The sequence below is a fragment of the Massilia sp. NBRC 108631 genome, from assembly GCF_059704565.1.
The window spans coordinates 1-21264 of sequence record NZ_BAAKJE010000219.1 but is presented as its reverse complement, the minus strand read 5'-3'; the positions used below and the strand labels follow the sequence as shown (position 1 = coordinate 21264).

General features: G+C 64.8%; 23 protein-coding genes. All 23 read left to right on the top strand.

What is annotated here, in order from left to right; all coding sequences use genetic code 11:
• The first annotated feature begins 108 nt into the window (after window positions 1-108).
• The 23 genes from AC6H42_RS23770 (at window position 109) to AC6H42_RS23660 (ending at window position 21149) form a co-directional block, all read left to right on the top strand.
• Entirely contained in the window at window positions 109-525 is a 417-nt protein-coding gene (locus AC6H42_RS23770) for a gamma-butyrobetaine hydroxylase family protein (RefSeq protein ID WP_497549091.1), read from the top strand.
• Between the two features lie 114 nt (window positions 526-639).
• Window positions 640-990: a YciI family protein gene (locus tag AC6H42_RS23765; protein ID WP_057158279.1), complete on the top strand. Its 351-nt coding sequence runs from the start codon at window positions 640-642 to the stop codon at window positions 988-990.
• Between the two features lie 89 nt (window positions 991-1079).
• On the top strand, window positions 1080-2411 hold the full coding sequence (locus AC6H42_RS23760) for an RNA polymerase sigma factor (protein WP_497549090.1): 1332 nt from the start codon (window positions 1080-1082) through the stop codon (window positions 2409-2411).
• 237 nt (window positions 2412-2648) lie between these two features.
• Complete coding sequence (gene ubiE, locus AC6H42_RS23755; RefSeq protein ID WP_057158277.1) at window positions 2649-3383, top strand: bifunctional demethylmenaquinone methyltransferase/2-methoxy-6-polyprenyl-1,4-benzoquinol methylase UbiE; 735 nt, start codon at window positions 2649-2651, stop codon at window positions 3381-3383.
• A gap of 13 nt (window positions 3384-3396) precedes the next feature.
• Window positions 3397-4356 carry a Tim44 domain-containing protein gene (locus AC6H42_RS23750; RefSeq protein WP_057158276.1) on the top strand — a complete coding sequence of 320 codons (960 nt, stop codon included), beginning with the start codon at window positions 3397-3399 and terminating at the stop codon, window positions 4354-4356.
• A gap of 113 nt (window positions 4357-4469) precedes the next feature.
• The gene (locus tag AC6H42_RS23745) at window positions 4470-5099 is read left to right on the top strand and encodes a ubiquinone biosynthesis accessory factor UbiJ (RefSeq protein ID WP_497549089.1); all 630 of its coding nucleotides are present in this window, start codon (window positions 4470-4472) and stop codon (window positions 5097-5099) included.
• A complete protein-coding gene (ubiB, locus tag AC6H42_RS23740; protein ID WP_057158274.1) occupies window positions 5096-6664 on the top strand; it encodes a ubiquinone biosynthesis regulatory protein kinase UbiB in 1569 nt (522 codons plus the stop codon). The genes AC6H42_RS23745 and ubiB overlap by 4 nt, the downstream gene beginning before the upstream one ends.
• The gene (locus AC6H42_RS23735; RefSeq protein WP_497549088.1) at window positions 6661-7290 is read left to right on the top strand and encodes a methyltransferase; all 630 of its coding nucleotides are present in this window, start codon (window positions 6661-6663) and stop codon (window positions 7288-7290) included. The genes ubiB and AC6H42_RS23735 overlap by 4 nt, the downstream gene beginning before the upstream one ends.
• A 65-nt stretch (window positions 7291-7355) precedes the next feature.
• Window positions 7356-7667, top strand: coding sequence for an FmdB family zinc ribbon protein (locus AC6H42_RS23730; protein WP_057158272.1), 312 nt, complete (start codon window positions 7356-7358; stop codon window positions 7665-7667).
• A 4-nt stretch (window positions 7668-7671) separates the two neighbouring features.
• A complete protein-coding gene (locus tag AC6H42_RS23725; RefSeq protein ID WP_057158271.1) occupies window positions 7672-8259 on the top strand; it encodes a DUF502 domain-containing protein in 588 nt (195 codons plus the stop codon).
• Window positions 8260-8288: 29 nt separating this feature from the next.
• A complete protein-coding gene (gene aspS, locus AC6H42_RS23720; protein WP_057158270.1) occupies window positions 8289-10094 on the top strand; it encodes an aspartate--tRNA ligase in 1806 nt (601 codons plus the stop codon).
• Between the two features lie 47 nt (window positions 10095-10141).
• On the top strand, window positions 10142-10609 hold the full coding sequence (nudB, locus tag AC6H42_RS23715; protein ID WP_497549087.1) for a dihydroneopterin triphosphate diphosphatase: 468 nt from the start codon (window positions 10142-10144) through the stop codon (window positions 10607-10609).
• Between the two features lie 92 nt (window positions 10610-10701).
• Window positions 10702-11319: a GNAT family N-acetyltransferase gene (locus AC6H42_RS23710; RefSeq protein WP_497549086.1), complete on the top strand. Its 618-nt coding sequence runs from the start codon at window positions 10702-10704 to the stop codon at window positions 11317-11319.
• Window positions 11320-11340: 21 nt separating this feature from the next.
• The gene (locus tag AC6H42_RS23705) at window positions 11341-11520 is read left to right on the top strand and encodes a DUF4160 domain-containing protein (RefSeq protein WP_497549085.1); all 180 of its coding nucleotides are present in this window, start codon (window positions 11341-11343) and stop codon (window positions 11518-11520) included.
• 59 nt (window positions 11521-11579) lie between these two features.
• Window positions 11580-11780: a DUF2442 domain-containing protein gene (locus AC6H42_RS23700; protein WP_229418370.1), complete on the top strand. Its 201-nt coding sequence runs from the start codon at window positions 11580-11582 to the stop codon at window positions 11778-11780.
• Between the two features lie 156 nt (window positions 11781-11936).
• Entirely contained in the window at window positions 11937-12743 is an 807-nt protein-coding gene (locus AC6H42_RS23695) for an endonuclease/exonuclease/phosphatase family protein (RefSeq protein ID WP_057158266.1), read from the top strand.
• Window positions 12744-12749: 6 nt separating this feature from the next.
• Window positions 12750-13913: a cardiolipin synthase ClsB gene (clsB, locus tag AC6H42_RS23690; RefSeq protein ID WP_057158265.1), complete on the top strand. Its 1164-nt coding sequence runs from the start codon at window positions 12750-12752 to the stop codon at window positions 13911-13913.
• Entirely contained in the window at window positions 13913-14290 is a 378-nt protein-coding gene (locus AC6H42_RS23685; RefSeq protein ID WP_497549084.1) for an RNA-binding S4 domain-containing protein, read from the top strand. The genes clsB and AC6H42_RS23685 overlap by 1 nt, the downstream gene beginning before the upstream one ends.
• Window positions 14291-14504: 214 nt before the next feature.
• Window positions 14505-15092 carry a TetR/AcrR family transcriptional regulator gene (locus AC6H42_RS23680; RefSeq protein ID WP_497549083.1) on the top strand — a complete coding sequence of 196 codons (588 nt, stop codon included), beginning with the start codon at window positions 14505-14507 and terminating at the stop codon, window positions 15090-15092.
• Window positions 15093-15183: 91 nt separating this feature from the next.
• Window positions 15184-16974: an acyl-CoA dehydrogenase C-terminal domain-containing protein gene (locus tag AC6H42_RS23675; protein ID WP_057158263.1), complete on the top strand. Its 1791-nt coding sequence runs from the start codon at window positions 15184-15186 to the stop codon at window positions 16972-16974.
• A gap of 17 nt (window positions 16975-16991) precedes the next feature.
• On the top strand, window positions 16992-19391 hold the full coding sequence (locus AC6H42_RS23670; protein WP_497549082.1) for a 3-hydroxyacyl-CoA dehydrogenase/enoyl-CoA hydratase family protein: 2400 nt from the start codon (window positions 16992-16994) through the stop codon (window positions 19389-19391).
• Window positions 19392-19400: 9 nt separating this feature from the next.
• Window positions 19401-19898, top strand: coding sequence for a PaaI family thioesterase (locus AC6H42_RS23665; protein ID WP_229418369.1), 498 nt, complete (start codon window positions 19401-19403; stop codon window positions 19896-19898).
• A 54-nt stretch (window positions 19899-19952) separates the two neighbouring features.
• Entirely contained in the window at window positions 19953-21149 is a 1197-nt protein-coding gene (locus tag AC6H42_RS23660) for an acetyl-CoA C-acyltransferase (RefSeq protein ID WP_057158261.1), read from the top strand.
• Window positions 21150-21264: the final 115 nt, after the last annotated feature.

Sequence of the window (21264 nt, the reverse complement as noted above, 5' to 3'; positions counted from 1 at the left end):
GAACCCCACCTGGGGCGAGGCGCAGCGCGCGCCGGATCCGGCCGCGCTGGCCGCGCGCAGCGCGTTGCTGGTACAGTTACGTGCATCCATCATCGCGAAACTGTCATCATGAAACAACCCACCGGCCTCACCGTCCACAACAAATCGCGCATCCTCGAAATCAGTTTCGACGACGGCGCCACCTTCAACCTGCCATTCGAGCTGCTGCGCGTGTACTCGCCGTCGGCCGAAGTGAAGGGACACGGGGCGGGGCAGGAAGTACTGCAGGTCGGCAAGCGCGAAGTCGGCATCGCCGGCATCGAACCGGTCGGCAACTACGCCGTCCAGCCCACCTTCTCGGACGGCCACAACACCGGCTTGTTCACCTGGGACTACCTGTACAAGCTGGGCGCCGAACAGGAGCCGCTGTGGCGCGACTACATGGACCGCCTGCACGCCGCCGGCTTCGACGGCGACAGCGGACGCGCATCCGGCGCCGCCTTGCCGTCCGCCCCCAAAGCGCACGGCTGCGGCCACAAGCACTGAGCACCGATCCCCGCCGGCCGCGGGGATTTTTTTTTGCGCGCCGCCTGTCGATATTGCGAAAACCGTTCGTCGTGGTGAGGTCCGGATGTCCGGTCGACTTTCAAGGAGAGCAACATGGAATACATGATCCTGATCTACGCCGACGAAAAACTCTACAGCGGCATGAGCGAGCAGCAGCTGGGAGAGCTGATGCAATCCTACGGCGACTACACGCAGGAAATGATCGCCGCCGGCGTGCTGCGCGGCGGCTCCGAGCTGGCCCCGGTGCACACCGCCACCACGGTGCGCGTGCGCGACGGCAAAGTTGCCTGCACCGACGGACCGTTCGCGGAAACCAAGGAGCAGCTGGGCGGCTACTACCTGATCGACTGCGCCAACCTGGACGAGGCCATCAAATGGGCCGCCAAATGCCCCTCCGCTGGCGAGGGCTCGATCGAAGTGCGGCCGCAAATCAACCACGGCTAGCCCATGCGCGCCCTTACCAGACTGAGCCGCATTTTCCCAACTTCGGGGTCTGACCCCGAGATGGTGAAAATGCGGCTCAGCTCGCTAGCATGCTGACGCGGGCGGTGGAGGAGGTGTGCCGGCGCGAGGGCGGCAGGGTGCTGGCCGGGCTGATACGCCGTTTCGGCGACATCAGCCTGGCCGAGGACTTGCTGCAGGACGCCTACGGCAAAGCGCTGGAGCGCTGGCCGCGCGACGGCCTGCCCGCCAACCCTGCGGCCTGGCTGACCACGGTCGCCCGCAACGCCGGCCTTGACTACCTGCGCCGCGCCGGCTGGACCTTGCCCGACTCCAGCGAAGCGCTGGCGCGGCTGGCGCAGGAGCCGGCCGCGGACACGGACGCCGGCGTCGACGGCTGCTTCGCGCGCGTGGACGGTAGCGGTAGCGCCGGCGCCGGCGCTGGCGCCCCTGCGCCGGCCTTCTCGGCAGCCGGCTACAGCCTGGCGGTGGACGACGACCGCCTGCGCCTGATCTTCATCTGCTGCCACCCAGCCCTGGCCTCCGGCGCGCAGACGGCGCTGGCCTTGCGCACGCTGTGCGGCCTGTCCACCCGCGAGATTGCGCGCGCCTACTGCGAGAGCGAGGCGGCCACCGCCCAGCGCCTGGTGCGCGCCAAGCGCAAGATCGCCGACGCGAAGATTCCCTTCGCCGTGCCGGCGCCGGACCAGCTGCCGGCGCGCCTGGCGCTGGTGCTGCAAGTGATCTACCTGGTGTTCAACGAAGGCTACGGCGCCACCAGCGGCCAGCGCCTGGTGCGTACCGACCTGTGCCGCGAAGCGATCCGGCTGGGCCGCCTGCTGGCCGAGCTGGCGCCGCGCGACGCCGAGGTGCAGGGTCTGCTGGCCCTGATGCTGCTGACCCACGCCCGCAGCGGCGCCCGCGCCTCGGCCGACGGCGGGTTGATGACGCTGGAAACGCAAGACCGCAGCCTGTGGGACCGCGCCGCCATCGCCGAAGGCCTGGCGCTGCTGGACGCGGCCTTGCCGCTGCGCCGGCCCGGCCCATACCAGATCCAGGCCGCCATCGCGGCGCTGCACAGCAAGGCTGCCGGCGCGGCGGAAACCGACTGGCCACAGATCTCGGCCCTGTACGGCGCGCTGCTGCGCCACCTGCCCACGCCGGTGGTGGAGTTGAACGCCGCCGTCGCGCTCGGCATGGCCGGCGGCCCGGCGCAGGGGCTGGCCTGGATTGCCAGGCTGGAGCAGGGGGGCCAGCTGGACGGTTTCCATTACCTGCACGCTGCCAAGGCCGAACTGCTGCGCCGCCAGGGCGACCCTGCCGCCATCGCCGCTTATGACCGCGCCTGCGAGCTCGCCAGCAACGCCGTCGAGCGCCAGTACCTGCAATCCCGCCGCGCGGAACTGCTCAATCTTCCCGCGTGAAAATCCAGCGGTATGCGGCCAGGCCGCCGCCACAGACCCATAGTTCCGCAAGGACGCCGATGGCGATTCCCTCTGTCAAGAACTGGTTCTGCGCGCTGAGAGCAAACCGCGCCTTTGCCTGTCCAGTGCTGCCAGCCTGGGACCGCCACGGCTGGCCGCCTCCACCCAGATCAAGCTCCGGAGGGATTTTCCCTGCTGCGCTTGTATAATGCAGGCAAATCCACAGCTTCCCAGACCATGACCAATACCACCCATTTCGGCTACAAGACCGTCTCCGAAGACGATAAAGTGAAGGAAGTCGCCAAGGTGTTCCACTCGGTGGCCGCCAAGTACGACGTGATGAACGACCTGATGTCGGCCGGTCTGCATCGCCTGTGGAAGACGTTTACCATCGCCAACGCGGCCGTGCGTCCCGGTTTCAAATGCCTGGACATCGCCGGCGGCACCGGCGACCTGGCCAAGGCTTTCGCCAAGCAGGCCGGCCCCAGCGGCGAGGTGTGGCTGACCGATATTAATGAGTCCATGCTGCGCGTGGGCCGCGATCGCCTCTTGAATCGCGGCCTGGTCACCCCCACCTTGCTGTGTGACGCGGAAAAATTGCCGTTCCCCGACAATTATTTCGACCGGGTCAGCGTGGCGTTCGGCCTGCGCAACATGACGCACAAGGACCAGGCGCTGGCCGAAATGCGCCGCGTGCTGAAGCCGGGCGGCAAGCTGCTGGTGCTGGAATTCTCAAAAGTCGCGGAACCGTTGCAAAAGCCGTATGATCTGTATTCGTTCTCGGTGCTGCCTTGGCTGGGACAGAAAATTGCCGGTGACGCGGAAAGCTACCGTTACCTGGCTGAATCGATCCGCATGCATCCCGACCAGGAAACCCTGAAAACGATGATGCAGGATGCGGGACTGGAGCGGGTCCAGTATTACAACCTGACGGCGGGTGTGGCCGCTTTGCACACCGGTATCAAACTGTAAGCGGGAAAACATCATGAACATGAAAAAGATTCTGGTTAGCGCTGTGCTGGCATTGTCCGCCACCGCCATGCTGGGCGAGGCGATCGCCCGTCCCATGGGCGGCGGCCGCTCCATCGGACGCCAGTCCCAAAGCGTGAGCAAGATGCCGGCCCAGCCTGCGCCGACCCCGGCCCAGGCCCGCCAGGCCACGCCCGCAGCCGCGGCAGCCACGCCGCCGGCAGCCGCGCCGAAACCTTCCAGCCCTTGGAAAGGCATCCTGGGCGGCGCGCTGCTGGGCCTCGGCCTGGGCGCCCTGCTGTCGCACTTCGGCCTGGGCGGCGCCCTGGCCAGCATGATCGGCACCATGCTGACGTTCGCGCTGATCGCCGGCGCGGCCTACCTGATCTTCCGCCTGGTGCGCAGCCGCATGTCGCCGCAGCGTCCTGCCGCGGCAGCGGCCGGCTTCGGCGGCAATGGCGGCAGCGCATGGCAGCCTCAGCCACAGCAGCCGATGGCCCGTACGCCGGAAATCGGCTCCGGCCTGCCGCCGCTGCAGCCGGTCTCGGGCGGCCTGAACCTGGATAAAGCGGCGCCTGTTGCGGCCCACACCCCTTGGGGCGTGCCGGCCGACTTCGACACGGCGTCCTTCCTGCGCCATGCCAAGAGCAACTACATCCGCCTGCAAGCGGCCTGGGACAAGGGCGATTCGGCCGACATCCGCGAATTCACCACCCCGGAAGTGTTCGCCGAGCTGAAGATGCAGATCGCCGAGCGCAACGGCCAGGCCGACTACACCGACGTGGTCACCATCGACGCCGAGCTGCTGGGCATCGAGAACGACGGCAAGGACTACCTGGCCAGCGTCAAGTTCATGGGCTCGATCAAGTCCGCGCCGGACGCGCTGGCCGAGCCGTTCCACGAAGTGTGGAACCTGAGCAAGCCGGTTTCCGGCAACGGCGGCTGGCTGCTGGCCGGCATCCAGCAGCTTGCCTAAGCGCTGGCGTTCCCGTTTTTTCGCCACCACGCCGGGCAAGCGCCCGGCAAACTGGTAAGATCAAGACCGCCCAGGCAAACTGGGCGGTTTTGTTTTTTTAAGCGCCTGCACGCATGCCTTCACCGACCATACCCAATCTGCCTACACCGCTGGCGCCCGTCGCCGCCACCATCAACCATCTGCTGGCCCAGGAGCCGTGGGCCCGCGCGGCCCTGCGCCTGCACGCCGGCAAGATGGCCTGCATCGCCGCCGCGCCGGTCGAGCTGCGCCTGGGCGTGACCGCCGACGGCATGGTGGAAGCCGCGCCGGCCGATGCCGCAGCCAATGTCACCATCCGCCTCAAGCTGTCCGACCTGCCGCTGATCGCGCAAAACCGCGAGCGCGCCTTTTCCTACGTGCAGATCGAGGGCGACGCCGAATTTGCCAACGCCATCTCGCAGCTGTCCAAATCGCTGCGCTGGGAGGCCGAACATGACCTGGAAAAGCTGGTCGGCCCGCTGGCCGCCACGCGCCTGGCGGGCGGCGCCAGGGCCGCCTTCGAGGCGCTCAAGAGCGGGCAGCGCAAGCTGGCCGAGAACGCCGCCGAGTACTTCCTTGAAGAGAATCCGCTGCTGGTACGCCCGGCCGTGACCGAGCAGTTCGGCGCGGAAGTGCGCCGCCTGCGCGACGACACCGAGCGCTTCGCCAAGCGCCTGGCCAACCTGGAAAAGAAACTGGCGCAGGGCGCCGGGGACCATACATGATCTTGAAATTCCTGCGCCTGCTGAAAATCCTGCGGGTCGCCGTCCAGTACGGACTCGATGAAATCGCCTTCTCCGGCCTGCGCGTGCCGCGCACGGCCAAGCTGATCGACACCTTCTTCTTCTGGCGCGACATCTCCGCGCCGCGCGGCCTGCGCCTGCGCCTGGCGCTGGAGGAGCTGGGGCCGATCTTCGTCAAGTTCGGCCAGGTGCTGTCCACCCGGCGCGACCTGATCCCGCTCGACATCGTGGAAGAGCTGGCGCTGCTGCAGGACCGCGTGCCGCCGTTCGATTCGGACCTGGCCATCGCCCAGATCCAGCGTTCGCTGGGCGACCACCCGGACCGCCTGTTTGCCAGCTTCGAGCGCATCCCCGTCGCGTCGGCCTCGATCGCGCAGGTGCACTTCGCCGTCCTGAAGGACGGCAAGGAAGTGGCCGTCAAGGTGCTGCGCCCGGGCATGAAGAAGCTGATCGACGAGGACGTGGCGTTGATGCATATCGCCGCCGACTGGATCGGCCGCCTGTGGGCCGACAGCAAGCGCCTCAAGCCGAAAGAGGTGGTGGGCGAGTTCGACAAATACCTGCACGACGAACTGGACCTGATGCGCGAGGCGGCCAACGCCAGCCAGCTGCGGCGCAACTTCGCCGACGGCAACTTGCTGCTGGTGCCGGAAATGTACTGGGACTATTGCTCGTCCAGCGTGATCGTGATGGAGCGCATGCACGGCATCCCCGTGTCGCAGATCGACCGCTTGATGGAGGCCGGTGTGGACTTGAAAAAACTGTCCAGCGACGGCGTGGAAATCTTCTTCACCCAGGTGTTCCGCGACGGCTTCTTCCATGCAGATATGCATCCCGGCAACATCCTGGTGTCGATCGACCCGGCCACCTTCGGCCGCTACATTGCGCTCGACTTCGGCATCGTCGGCACCCTGAACGACTTCGACAAGGATTACCTGTCGCAAAACTTCCTGGCCTTCTTCCGGCGCGACTACAAGCGTGTGGCCGAGGCCCACATCGAATCGGGCTGGGCGCCCAAGGAAACCCGCGTCGACGAGCTGGAGTCGGCGGTGCGCGCCTGCTGCGAGCCGATCTTCGACCGGCCGCTGAAAGACATCTCCTTCGGCCAGATCCTGCTGCGCCTGTTCCAGACCTCGCGCCGCTTCAACGTGGAAGTGCAGCCGCAGCTGGTGCTGCTGCAAAAGACCCTGCTCAACATCGAAGGCCTGGGGCGCCAGCTGGACCCGGACCTGGACCTGTGGAAGACCGCCAAGCCCTACCTGGAAAACTGGATGGCCGAGCAGGTCGGCTGGCAGGGCATGCTGGAGCGCCTGAAGGCCGAGGCGCCGCGCTACACCCACGTGCTGCCGCAGCTGCCGCGCCTGATGCACCGCGCGCTCAGCGTGGCCGGCGAGCCGGACAACACCAACAATGAACTGCTGCGCGTGCTCATCGCCGAGCAGCAGCGCACCAACCGGCTGATCAGCTTCGTGGTCTATTTCGCCGGCGCCTTCGCGGTCGGCGCGCTGGGTCTGCAAGCTTACATGCGCTGGCGCGGCCTGCTATGACGCAGCCATCCCCGCCACCGGCGCCGGTCCCGGCGTTCGCCTCGCGCGACCCGCTCGACCCGGCCTTCTGGGACGAGCGCTTCGACCAGGGTTACACGCCCTGGGACCGGGGCGGCGTGCCCGAGCGCCTGCGCCAGTTCGCCACCGAACTGCACGGCTTGCCGACCGTATTGATACCCGGCTGCGGCTCTGCCTACGAACTGGCCTTCCTGTCCGAAGCGGGCTGGGACGCCACCGCCATCGACTTTTCGCCGGCCGCCGTGGCCGCCGCGCGCCAGGCTGTCGGCCCGCAGTGGCAGGGCAGGGTGGTGGAGGCGGATTTCTTCCAGTACCGGCCGTCCGCGCCGCTGGACCTGATCTACGAGCGCGCCTTCCTGTGCGCCTTGCCGCGCGCCATGTGGCCGCCAGTGGCGGCGCGCTGGGCCGAGCTGCTGCCGTCCGGCGCGCTGCTGGCCGGCTATTTCTTCTTTGACAACAACCCCAAGGGCCCGCCCTTCGGCATCGCGCGCGAGGCGCTGGACGCCCTGCTCGCGCCGCATTTCCGCTGCGTGGCCGACGAGGCGGTGTTGGATTCCATGCCGGTTTTCGCGGGCAAGGAGCGCTGGATGGCCTGGCGGCGGCTGTAATTCGCATTACGCGCCGGAAAAGGCTTTATAATTCAGGGTTTTGATGATTTTTGCGGAGTAATTGAATGCCGATCTACGCTTACCGCTGCGACGACTGTGGCTTTGCCAAGGATGTTTTGCAGAAGATGTCCGATCCGGTCCTGACCGATTGCCCTACGTGCGGCAAGGCAACCTTCAAGAAGCAGCTGACCGCCGCCGGTTTCCAGCTGAAGGGTACGGGCTGGTACGCCACCGATTTCCGCGGCGGCACGCCGCCTGCGACCGGCGTGGCCACCGGACCGGCCGACGCCAAGCCGGAGGGCAAGCCCGACGCCAAGTCCGACAGCACGGCCGCCGCCCCCGCAGCCGCGCCGGCCAGCACCACCACTTCGGCTTGATCCAATGCGCAAATATTTCATTACCGGCCTGCTGATCCTGGTTCCGATCGCGATCACCGCCTGGGTGCTGAACCTGGTGATCAGCACCATGGACCAGTCGCTGCTGCTGGTGCCGGCGCAGTACCGTCCGAAAGCCCTGTTCGGTTTCGACATTCCCGGCCTGGGCACGATCCTGACCGTGCTGATCGTGTTCCTGACCGGCTTGCTGACCAACAACCTGGTCGGCAACTACATCGTGCGCATGTGGGAAAAGCTGCTGCACCGCATCCCGGTGGTCAGCTCGCTGTACGGCAGCGTCAAGCAAGTGTCGGACACGCTGTTTTCGTCGTCGGGCAACGCCTTCCGCAAGGCCGTGCTGATCCCGTATCCGCACCAGAATTCGCGCACCATCGCTTTCCTGACCGGCGTGCCGGGCGGCGATGTGAAGCAGCACCTGGAGGGCGAGTACGTCAGCGTGTACGTGCCCACCACGCCGAACCCGACCTCGGGATTCTTCCTGATGTTGGCCAAAAAAGATGTTATCGAGCTCGATATGAGCGTCGATGCCGCCCTGAAGTACATCGTTTCCATGGGCGTGGTTGCGCCCGAATGAACCAAATTAACCTGAACTGAGAAATAACCATGTCTATGCGCACTCACTACTGCGGCCTCACCACTGAAGCCCAGCTCGGCCAAACCGTCAGCCTGTGCGGTTGGGTACACCGTCGCCGCGACCACGGCGGCGTGATTTTCATCGACCTGCGCGACCGCGAAGGCCTGGTTCAGATCGTCTGCAACCCGGAGCAGGCGGAAGTCTTCAAGGCGGCCGAATCCGTGCGCAACGAGTTCTGCCTGCGCGTGACCGGCGTGGTCAAGGACCGCCTGGCCGGCACCATCAACAACAACCTGAAATCGGGCAAGATCGAAGTGATCTGCTCCGAACTGGAAGTGCTGAACCCCTCCGTGGCAGTTCCGTTCCAGCTGGACGACGACAACCTGTCCGAAACCACCCGCCTGACCCACCGCGTGCTGGACCTGCGCCGTCCGCAGATGCAGAACAACCTGCGCCTGCGCTACAAGGTGACGATGGAAGTGCGCAAATACCTGGACGCGCTGGGCTTCATCGACATCGAAACCCCGATGCTGACCAAGTCCACCCCGGAAGGCGCGCGCGACTACCTGGTGCCGTCGCGTGTGAACGCCGGCAACTTCTTCGCACTGCCGCAGTCGCCGCAGCTGTTCAAGCAGCTGCTGATGGTGGCCAACTTCGACCGCTACTACCAGATCACCAAGTGCTTCCGCGACGAGGACCTGCGCGCCGACCGCCAGCCTGAATTCACCCAGATCGACTGCGAAACCTCGTTCCTGACCGAACAGGAGATCCGCGACCTGTTCGAAGACATGATCCGCCTGGTGTTCAAGAACACCATGGAAGTGGACCTGCCGAACCCGTTCCCGGTGATGAACTTCTCCGAAGCCATGGGCAAGTACGGTTCGGACAAGCCGGACATGCGCGTCAAGCTGGAGTTCACCGAACTGACCGAGGTGGTGAAGAACGTCGAGTTCAAGATCTTCAACGCCGCCGCCAACATGCCTAACGGCCGCGTGGTCGGCATGCGCGTGCCGCAAGGCGGCTCGATGCCGCGTTCGGAAATCGACGCCTACACCCAGTTCGTGGCCATCTACGGCGCCAAGGGCCTGGCCTACATCAAGGTCAACGAAAAAGCGAAAGGCCGCGACGGCCTGCAATCGCCTATCGTCAAGACCATCGACGACGCCACCCTGGCCAAGATCCTGGAACTGACGGGCGCGCAGGACGGCGACCTGATCTTCTTCGGCGCCGACAAAGCGAAAGTCGTGAACGACGCCATCGGCGCGCTGCGCGTGAAGATCGGCCACTCCGAGTTCGGCAAGAAAGCCGGCCTGTTCGACGACGTCTGGTCGCCGCTGTGGGTGATCGACTTCCCGATGTTTGAATACGACGAAGAAGCCGACCGCTGGACCGCGACCCACCACCCGTTCACCGCGCCGAAAGACGGCCACGAGGACATGCTGGAAACCAATCCGGGCGCCTGCATCGCCAAGGCCTACGACATGGTGCTGAACGGCTGGGAACTGGGCGGCGGTTCGATCCGTATCCACCGCGAAGAAGTGCAATCGAAAGTGTTCCGCGCGCTGAAGATCGACGCCGACGAAGCGCGCCTGAAGTTCGGCTTCCTGCTGGATGCGCTGCAATACGGCGCGCCTCCGCACGGCGGCCTGGCATTCGGCCTGGACCGTATCGTGACCCTGATGACCAAGTCCGATTCGATCCGCGACGTGATCGCCTTCCCGAAAACCCAGCGTGCGCAAGACTTGCTGACCCACGCTCCATCGGAAGTGGACGAGAAGCAGCTGAAAGAGCTGCATATCCGCCTGCGCGCCGCCGAGCCGAAGGTGGCCGGCTAATGTAGCAATGGAAAAGGCGCCGCGGCGCCTTTTCTTTTATCGGAACTATGAAGCCTTACAAGATCCCTGAATCGGTGCTGGTGGTGATCCACACGGCCGAGCTGCAAGTGCTGCTGATCGAGCGGGCCGGCAATCCCGGCTTCTGGCAATCCGTCACCGGCTCGCTGGACGCGCCGGACGAGCCGCTGCTGGCGACCGCCACGCGCGAGCTGTTCGAGGAAACCGGCATCGTCGCCGACGGCGACACCATCGCGCTGCGCGACTGGCGGCTGTCCAACGTCTACGAAATCTACCCCATCTGGCGCCACCGTTATGCGCCGGGCGTGACGCACAACACCGAGCACGTGTTCAGCGTGCAGGTGCCGCGCGACATCCCCATCCTGCTCAGCCCGCGCGAGCACACGCAATATGTGTGGCTGCCCTACCTGGAAGCCGCCGACCAGTGCTTCTCGTCCTCCAACGCCGAAGCCGTGCTGCAGCTGCCGCACCAGCAGGCCTCGCTGCGCGGCGCCTGACCCGCCAGCCGGCAAGTCACCACTCCCATGCGCCCCAAGGAGCCGCCTATAAGCCTCCCACAAGCCTCCTATGAGCTTCCCGCGAGCCGCTGATGAGCGCCGATGAGCCGCCCATGACCGCGCCCGCGATCGCCATCCTTGCCGCCGATGCCCGCAACGCGCCCGACGCTGCCGCGCTGGACGGCTCCTTCACCATCGCCGAACGCCTGTTGCTGAGCGCCACGCCGGACGCCATCACCTGGCAAGCCATGCCGGTGCCGCCCTACCGCAAGGACTACCGCGAGCTCGACCGCGCAGACAGCGACCGCGGCGGGGCCAGCGCTCCGCTGCCGGCCGAATACCTCGGCAGCGCCGACAGTGCCGCCTTCCTCGCCTACGCGGCAGGCAAGCCCTGCGGCTTGCTGCTGCTCTCCACCGGCTGGAACGGCCTGGCCGTCATCGACGACATCCTGGTTGACGCCGGTGCGCGCCGCCTTGGCGTCGGCAGCGCCTTGCTGGCGCACGCGGAGGCGTGGGCGCGCGGGCGAGGCCTGCCCGGCATCATGCTTGAAACCCAGGACAGCAACGTCCCCGCCTGCCGCCTGTACGCCCGCCACGGCTACCAGCTGCGCGGCTTCGACCGCAGCCTCTACGCCACCCATCCCGGCACCGCCCATGAAACTGCCTTGTTCTGGTACCTGCTGTTCAATGATAGGACTCTCCGCAATTGATACAGCCGCTGCTGGCGTAGCATGAAAGCTTGCGTCCTCGCGGCGCTTGGCATGCCAGCAGTGTTGCGCTACAAGGGCTATGTTTTCTTCTTTTTCTCAAGCGAAGGCACGCCGCGCGAGCCAGCGCACGTTCACGTCAGGCACGGCAACGCTGTGGCAAAATTCTGGCGACTGCCTGGAGGTTGTCGAAGAGTTGGATAGAGTTCTTTCATGAATGAACCCAGAGCAGTGAGTGTGCCCTTCCAGGGCGAATCGATGCAGTGCTATTGGACGACGAGCGCACGCTGAGCGTCCCCTTGGCGCGCTTTCCGCGTCTGCAGCGGGCGTCTGCCGAACAGCGGTCGGACTATCTGATCAGTGTGCTCGGGCTGCATTGGGAAGCGTTGGACGAGGACGTCAGCGTGGCGCATCTGCTCGCCGCTTGCGGCGACCGGCATGCCGATCAAGCGGTCCTGAAGTAGATTGCGGTCCATTTCATCAATCACTATTCGGTGTTCCCTGTCCGGGCCGTAAATAGCGTGCCCCAGGCCATCACTACGTCTGTGCGCCGCCGCACAGAGACTGGAAGAAAACATTAGCCGTGCGGCAAGCGGACTGTTGGGAGTAGAATCATTCCCATGAAGATCCGAGTCGCCACCTATAACATCCACAAGGGCGTGTCGTACCGCTCTCAGCCGCGCGTGCACGCGCTCAAACAGGCCATCGGCAAGTTCGATGCGGACGTGGTGTTCCTGCAGGAAGTGCAGGGCAAGCACGACCGCATCGCGGAAAAGTTCGGCGAGGAGCTGCACGGCCACCGCCACTGGCCCACCACCGCGCAGCACGAGTTCTTCGGCGACGGCCGCCATTCTGTCTACGGCATGAACGCCAAGTACGACCACGGCCACCACGGCAACGCGCTGCTGAGCAACTTCCCCATCGCCAAGTGGACCAATACCGACATCTCGGACCACGCCTACGAGGCGCGCGGCATCCTGCACTGCATTATCGATACGCCGAGCACGCCGGTGCACTGCTATGTGGTGCACCTGGGCCTGTTCGAGGCTGGCCGCACGCGCCAGACCCAGGCGCTGATCGACGCGGTCAAGGAGACCGCACCCGACAACGAGCCGGTGATCATCGCCGGCGATTTCAACGACTGGCGCAACACCCTGAGCGCCACACTGCGCAAGGCGCTGGGAGTGGTGGAGGTCTTCGATGAGATCCGCCCGCCCTCCGCGCTGGGCGACCTGGTCCGTACTCTGGCGCGGCGCAAGGCGGCCCTGCATCCGGCCCGCACCTTCCCGGCCGCCTTGCCTGTGTTCCGGCTGGACCGCATCTATGTGCGCGGCTTCAGCGTCGAGACCGCGCAAGTGCTGCACGGACCCGAGTGGGCACGCTTGTCGGACCACTCTCCCATCGTCGCGACTCTGGGGTTAAACTGACGCCGTATGCGCTCAGTCAATTTCATCGCCGACAACGAAGTCAAGCTCCTGCATTGCGGTACCGATTACTTCCCGGCCCTGAGGGAGGCGATCGACGCGGCGCAGTACGAGGTCTACTTCGAAACCTATATCTTCGCCGGCGACGATACCGGCCAATCCGTGCTGGGCGCACTGATGCGGGCCGCCCAGCGCGGTGTGACGGTGCGCATGATTACCGACTGGTTCGGCACCGGCCACCGCCAGGTCTACCGCATGCACGAGCAACTGGTCGCGGCCGGCGTCGAGCACCGCATCTTCAACCCCTGGTTCAAGCGCGGCGTGACGCGCACCCACCGCAAGATCTGTGTGGTGGACCGCGAGGTGGCCTTCGTGGGCGGCATCAATATCAACGACGACATGTTCTGCGACACCAAGCCGGATGTGTGCCTGGCCGCGCCGCGCTGGGACTTCGCGGTGGCCGTGCGCGGTCCGCTGGTGACCTCCATCCACCAGGAAGCGCAGACCCAGTGGCAGCGCCTGGGCAAGATGAGCATCATCAAGCGTATCGGCCTGTACAACGAAATGCGCAAGGTGAACAAGATCGCCCGCCAGAGCACGGTGCAAGCCGGCTTCGTGGTGCGCGACAACCTGCGCAACCGCGCCACCATCCAGCGCGCCTACCTGCAGGCGCTGGGGCGCGCCAAGAAGAGCGTGCTGATCGCCAACCCCTACTTCGCGCCCGGGCGCAAGTTCCGCCACGCGCTGGCGCGCGCCGCCCAGCGCGGCGTGGACGTGGTGCTGCTGATCGGCGTGGGCGAGATCTGGCTGCAGGACGCGGTGGCGCACTCCTTCTACCCCAAGCTGCTGGCGGCCGGCGTCAAAGTGGTGGAATACCGCAAGACCCAGCTGCACGCCAAGGTGGCCGTCATCGACGACGACTGGGCCACGGTGGGCTCCAGCAATGTGGACGGCCTGAGCCTGTTCCTGAACCAGGAAGCCAACGTGGTCATCAAGGATGCGGAATTTGCCCGCAGCCTGCGCGAACACATCGAGCAGGGCATCGCCGATGGCGTGGTGATCCACGCCGAAGACTTCGCCCACGTGGGCCGCGTGCGCCGCATCGGCTACGAGGCCGCCTTCTTCTTCTATCTGATATTGATGAGAATTTTTGCTTCTGGGAAGTACGCATAATGGAAAACGTGCGCATCGACAAATGGCTGTGGGCGGCCCGTTTCTTCAAGACCCGTTCGCTGGCCTCGGACGCGGTGGAAACCGGCAAGGTGAAGCTGGACGGCGAGCGCGTCAAGCCGGCGCGCGCCGTGCGGGTGGGCGACAAGCTGGCCATCGACAACGGCTCGGACGAGTGGGAAGTGCAGGTGTTGGGGATTTCAGACAAGCGCGGCGGCGCCCCGGTGGCACGCCTGCTGTACCAGGAGAGCGAGGCCAGCATCGCGCGCCGCATTGCGGAACACGAGCGCCGCAAACTGTTTCACGAACCGGGCGCGGACTTCAAGGGCCGCCCCACCAAGCGCGACCGCCGTCAACTGGGGCGTTTCCACGACGAGTGACACCAAACAAGGAGCTGCGGCTCCTTTTTTCTTGCTGCGGCGCACCAATAGAACGCCGCCTCTAACGAAGCCGTTTGACATTTACCCCTCGCTGGATAATAGTACGAGCGTTCGCAATTCTTTTCACACGAAGAAAATCCAGGTGGGAGAAAATAGAACTCCCTGACCTGGACTACAACTTTGAGTGGCAACTATTAATACTTCAATCAAATTTATGCGCAAGGGCGAGCTGACCCGCGCAGCCATCCTGGATATGGCGCTGGAACTGGCCAGCCGGGATGGTCTGGAAGGCCTGACCATTGGCTTGCTTGCGGACAAGATGAACATGAGCAAGTCGGGCGTGTTCGCCCACTTCGGTTCGCGCGAGGACTTGCAGCTGGAAGTGCTGAAACTGTATCACCACCGTTTCGAGCAGGAAGTGTTCTTCCCCAGCATTAAGGAACCGCGCGGTTTGCCGCGCCTGCGTGCGATGTTCGCGCGCTGGATCTCGCGCGTGAGCGAAGAGATCGCCTCGGGCTGCATCTACATCAGCGGCGCCGTCGAATACGACGACCGCCCCGGCCCGATCCGCGAGGAACTGGTGGGCATGGTGTCGGCCTGGCAGAGCGCACTGGTGCGCAGCGTGCAGCAAGCCATCGACACCGGCGACCTGAAGCAGGACACCGACGCGCAGCAGCTGGTGTACGAGATGTACGGCCTGATCCTCGCGGTGCACCACGACGCGCGCTTCCTGCGCACGCCGGGCAGCGTGGAACGGGCCCGCACCGGCTTTACGCGCTTGATTGAAAACTACCGCACCTAGCCTCGGCTGGGTGCATGGAATGCACGAGCAGCCACGGTCCGCCGCGGCGCGCTTTTACTAATATTTAGTCTTACGCCATCAGGAGAAAATCATGGGTCAATACGTCGCACCAATCCGGGATATGCAATTCGTGCTGCACGAGTTCTTGAAGGTTGAAGAGCAGCTGAAAGAACTGCCGGCCCACGCGGAAACCGACGCCGACATCATCAACGCGGTGCTGGACGAAGGCGCGAAATTCACCTCCGAAGTGCTGTTCCCGCTGAACCACTCGGGCGACCGCGAAGGCTGCACCCATGATCCGGTCAACAAGACCGTGACCACTCCGAAAGGCTTCAAGGAAGCCTACAAGCAGTACGTTGAAGGCGGCTGGGCCGCGCTGGCCTGCGATCCGGAGTACGGCGGCCAGGGCCTGCCTGTCGTGCTGAACAACTCCTTCTACGAGATGCTGAACTCGTCGAACCAGGCCTGGACCATGTACCCCGGCCTGTCGCACGGCGCCTACGAGTGCCTGAAAGAACACGGCACCGACGAACAGAAGCGCCTGTACCTGCCGAAGCTGGTGTCGGGCGAATGGACCGGCACCATGTGCCTGACCGAGCCGCACTGCGGCACCGACCTGGGCATGCTGCGCTCGAAAGCCATCCCTGAAGCGGACGGCTCCTGGACCATCACCGGCAACAAGATCTTCATTTCGGCCGGCGAGCACGACATGTCCGACAACATCCTGCACCTGGTGCTGGCCCGCGTGCCGGATGCGCCGGAAGGCTCGAAAGGCATCTCGCTGTTCCTGGTGCCGAAATTCCTGCCGAACGCGGACGGCAGCGTCGGCGCGCGCAACCCGATCACCTGTGGCGCCATCGAAGAAAAGATGGGCATCCACGGCAACTCGACCTGCCAGATGAACCTGGACGGCGCCAAGGGCTGGATCATCGGCCAGCCGAACAAGGGCCTGAACGCCATGTTCGTGTTCATGAACGCGGCCCGCCTGGGCGTGGGCATGCAGTCGCTGGGCCTGACCGAGATCGCCTACCAGAACGCGCTGACCTACGCCAAGGACCGCATCCAGATGCGCTCCCTGTCGGGTGTCAAGGCACCGGACAAGCAAGCCGACCCGATCATCGTGCACCCTGACGTGCGCCGCATGCTGCTGACCTGCAAGGCCTACGCCGAAGGCGCGCGCGCCTTCACGTCCTACATCGCGCTGCAGATCGACCGCGAACTGAACCATCCGGACGAAGAAGTGCGTAAGGAAGCGGCCGACGAAGTGGCGCTGCTGACCCCTATCGTCAAGGCCTTCATCACCGACAACGGCTGGATCGCCACCTCGGAAGCGATGCAGGTGTACGGCGGCCACGGCTACATTGCCGAATGGGGCATGGAGCAGTACGTGCGCGACGCGCGCATCAACCTGATCTACGAAGGCACCAACACCATCCAGTCGCTGGACCTGCTGGGCCGCAAGATCCTGATGGACAACGGCGCCAAGCTGCGCAAGTTCGGCGACAAGATCCGCGCTTTCGTGGAAGAAAACGGCACCGACGAAGCGATGTCCGAGTTCATCACCCCGCTGGGCGACCTGGGCGAAAAAGTCGGCAAGCTGACCATGGAAATCGGCATGAAGGCCTTCCAGAACCAGGACGAAGTGGGCGCGGCCGCCGTGCCGTACCTGCGCGTCGTGGGCCACCTGGTGTACAGCTACTTCTTCGCGCAGATGGCCAAGATCGCGCTGGAAAAGCAGGACTCCGGCGACAACTTCTACAAAGCCAAGCTGGCCACGGCGCGCTTCTACTTCGCCCGCCTGCAGCCGGAAACCGCAACCCTGATCCGCCAGGCACGCTCCGGCGCCGCCAGCCTGATGGCGCTCGACGCCGACCTGTTCTAAGAGCATAGAGGACCGATATGACCAATTTCACCGTTAAAAAAGTAGCCGTGCTGGGCGCCGGCGTCATGGGCGCGCAGATCGCCGCCCACTGCGTCAACGCCAAAGTGCCGGTCGTGCTGTTCGACCTGCCGGGCAAGGAAGGCACGCCGAAGAACGGCATCGTGCTGCGCGCCATCGAGAACCTGAAGAAGATGTCGCCTGCGCCGTTCGGCGACAAGGCCGACGCCGAGCTGATCCAGGTCGCCAACTACGAAGACAACCTGGACCTGCTGGCCGGCTGCGACCTGATCATCGAAGCGATCGCCGAGCGCATGGACTGGAAGCATGACCTGTACAAGAAGGTCGCGCCGCACATCGCCGCCAACGCCATCTTCGCCTCCAACACCTCGGGCCTGTCGATCAACAAGCTGGCCGAAGGCTTCGACGCAGACCTGAAGGCGCGCTTCTGCGGCGTGCACTTCTTCAACCCGCCGCGCTATATGCACCTGGTGGAACTGATCCCGACCACCGACACCAAGCCGGAAATCCTGGACCAGCTGGAAACCTTCCTGACCTCGGCCCTGGGCAAGGGCGTGGTACGCGCCAAGGACACCCCGAACTTCATCGCCAACCGCGTGGGCGTGTTCGGCATGATGGCCACCATCCACGAAGCCGAAAAATTCGGCCTGTCGGTGGACGTGGTCGACGACCTGACCGGCTCCAAGCTGGGCCGCGCCAGCTCCGGCACCTTCCGCACCGCGGACGTGGTCGGCCTGGACACCATGGGCCATGTGATCAAGACCATGCAGGACTACCTGCCGAACGATCCGTTCGCGGCCATCTACAAGACGCCTGAAGTGCTGAGCAAGCTGGTGGAAAAAGGCACGCTGGGTTCGAAGACCGGCGCCGGCTTCTACAAGAAGGTGGGCAAGGACATCATGCGCCTGGACTTCGCCACCGGCGAATACGTCGCTGGCGGCGCCAAGGCAGCCGACATCATCGCCCGCATCCTGAAGGAAAAGGATCCGGTCAAGAAGATGAAGGCGCTGCGCGAATCGACCAACCCGCAAGGCCAGTTCCTGTGGGCGATCTTCCGCGACATGTTCCACTACATCGCCGTGCACATGAAGGACATCGCCGACAACGCGCGCGACATCGACTTCGCGCTGCGCTGGGGCTTCGGCTGGAAATCGGGCCCGTTCGAAACCTGGCAGGCCGCAGGCTGGACCCAGATCGCCGAGTGGGTGAAAGCCGACATCGACGCCGGCCAGGCATTGTGCAGCGAACCGCTGCCGGCATGGGTATTCGAAGGCCAGGTGGCGGAGAAGGGCGTGCACACCCCTGAAGGCTCCTACTCGGCAGCATCGAACAGCTACGTGCCGCGCTCGACCCTGGACGTGTACAAGCGCCAGGAATTCCGCGCCGGCCTGTTCGGCAGCGGCGCCATCGACGGCACCAAGGCCGGCACCACCGTGTTCGAGGACGACTCGGTGCGCCTGTGGCACTCCGGCGACGACGTATTGGTGATCTCGCTCAAGACCAAGATGCACGTGATCGGCGACGGCGTGATCAAGGGCCTGAAAATGGGCCTGGAAGAAGCCGGCAAGAACTTCAAGGGCCTGGTGATCTGGAGCGCGGACGCGGCCGACGGCGGCGCATTCTCGGCCGGCGCCGACCTGCAATCGGCACTGCCTGCGTTCATGCAGGGCGGCGCGAAAGCGGTGGACCCCATCATCAAGGAACTGCAGGACACCTTCCAGGCCATGAAGTACTCCAACGTGCCGGTGGTTGCGGCCGTTGCGGGCCTGGCGCTGGGCGGCGGCTGCGAAATGGCGCTGCACGCGTCGAAGCGCGTGGCCTCGATCGAGTCCTACATCGGCCTGGTGGAAGTGGGCGTGGGCCTGATTCCCGCCGGCGGCGGCCTGAAAGAAGCGGCGGTACGCGCCTTCAAGGAAGCCAAGGGCAACGACATCCTGCAATTCCTCAAGACCGGCTTCACCAACGCCGCCACCGCGCAAGTATCGAAGTCCGCGCTGGAAGCGAAGGCCATGGGCTACCTGAAGGAAGACGACGTGATCGTGTTCAACCCGTACGAACTGCTGCACGTGGCCAAAGTGACCGCGCGCGCCATGTTCGACGCGGGCTACCGCGCGCCGATCCAGCGTCCCGTGACCGTGACCGGCCGCTACGGCTGGGCCACCATCAAGGGCCAGCTGGTCAACATGCGCGACGGCGGCTTCATCTCGGCGCACGACTTCAAGCTGGGCGACATGATTGCTGAAATCGTGTCCGGCGGCGACATCGACCAGGGCAGCGTGGTGAGCGAGCAGTGGCTGCTGGACATGGAACGCAAAGCCTTCCTGGAGCTGCTGAACAATCCGAAGTCGCAAGAGCGCATCATGGGCATGCTGCAAACCGGTAAGCCGGTACGCAACTAAACAGCCCCGATGTCCTTCCTGTCACTGGCCTTCAAAGTCCTGTTGAAAGTGAAACCGAGCATGGTTTATGACCGCATCAAGCAGCAAATGATGGACACCCTGCCGATGGTGCGGCTGCTCGGCATCCGCATCGACAGCATCGGCAGCGGCACCTCCGAGGTGTCCATGCCGGACGACGCGAAGCTGCACAACCACCTCGGCACGCCGCACGCCGGCGCTCTGTTCACGCTGGCCGAAACGGCCTCCGGCGCGGCCATGGCGGGCGGCTTCGCCGAGCTGATCGCCGACATGCGGCCGGTGGCCAAGGAGTCGCGCATCCAGTACCAGAAGCTGGCCAAGGGCGCCACGCGCGCCAGCGGCCGCGTGCCGGGCGACCTGGCCGCGCTCAAGGCGCAGCTGGCGGCGGAGGGCAAGGTGGCCTTCCCGGTGGATGTGGACATCCACGACGAGCACGGCACCCTGGCGGCGCAAGTACAGGTGGACTGGTATCTCTCGGCCAAGCGCTGAGACCAGCGCTAAAGACTGACGGCTAATCGATCACACAATATTCGAAAGCAGAAAATGAGCAAACAACTTCAAGACGCATACATCGTCGCAGCGACCCGCACCCCGATCGGCAAGGCGCCGCGCGGCATGTTCAACAAGACCCGCCCGGACGACCTGCTGGTCGCCGCCATCAAGGGCGCCATGGCCGCCGTGCCTGGCCTGGACCCGGCGCTGATCGTCGACGCCATCATCGGCTGCTCCTTCCCGGAAGCCGAGCAGGGCTTCAACATCGCCCGCAACTCGGTGGTGCTGGCCGGCCTGCCGAACACCGTGGGCGGCGTCACCGTTAACCGCTACTGCGCCTCGGGCATCACCGCCCTGGCCATGGCTGCGGACCGCATCCGTGTTGGCGAAGCCGACGTGATGATCGCCGGCGGCGTGGAATCGATGTCCATGGTGCCGATGATGGGCCACCACCCGTCGATCAACATGGACACCTTCAAGGACGAGAACATCGGCCTGGCGTACGGCATGGGCCTGACCGCCGAGAAAGTGGCGCAACAGTGGAAAATCTCGCGCGAAGACCAGGACGCGTTCGGCGTGGAATCGCACCGCAAGGCCATTGCCGCGCAGCAAGCCGGTTTCTTCAAGGATGAGACCACCCCGGTTGAAATCATCACCCGCACCCCGGACCTGCACACCGGCGAGATCAAGGTCTCCAAGCGCGTGGTCGACAAGGACGAAGGCGCGCGCGCCGACGCCAGCATGGAAACCATGGGCAAGCTGAAGCCGGTCTTCGCCGCCAAGGGCACCGTCACCGCCGCCACCTCGTCGCAGATGTCGGACGGCGCCGGCGCGCTGATCGTGGTGTCGGAAAAGATCCTGCGCGAGCACAACCTGACCCCGCTGGCCAAGTTCTCCTCGTTTGCCGTGCGCGGCGTGCCGCCGGAAATCATGGGCATCGGTCCTAAAGTGGCGATTCCAGCAGCACTGAAAGCTGCCGGCATCACCCAGGACCAGCTGGACTGGATCGAACTGAACGAAGCGTTCGCAGCGCAAGCGCTGGCTGTGATCCGCGACCTGAACCTGGATACCTCCAAGGTCAATCCGATGGGCGGCGCAATCGCCCTCGGCCACCCGCTGGGTGCCACTGGCGCTATCCGCGCCGCAACCGTGGTGCACGCGCTGCGCCGCAACAGCCTCAAATACGGCATGGTCACCATGTGCGTAGGCGCAGGCATGGGCGCGGCTGGTATCATCGAACGCGTATAAGCATCGCTGATAGCTAACTGAAGGCGCCGCGGCACAACCCCGGCGCCTTTTTTCACGCCCCTTTTTCACGTACGACGGAGACAAAGAGAACATGGATATTCTGAGCAGCAAGGCC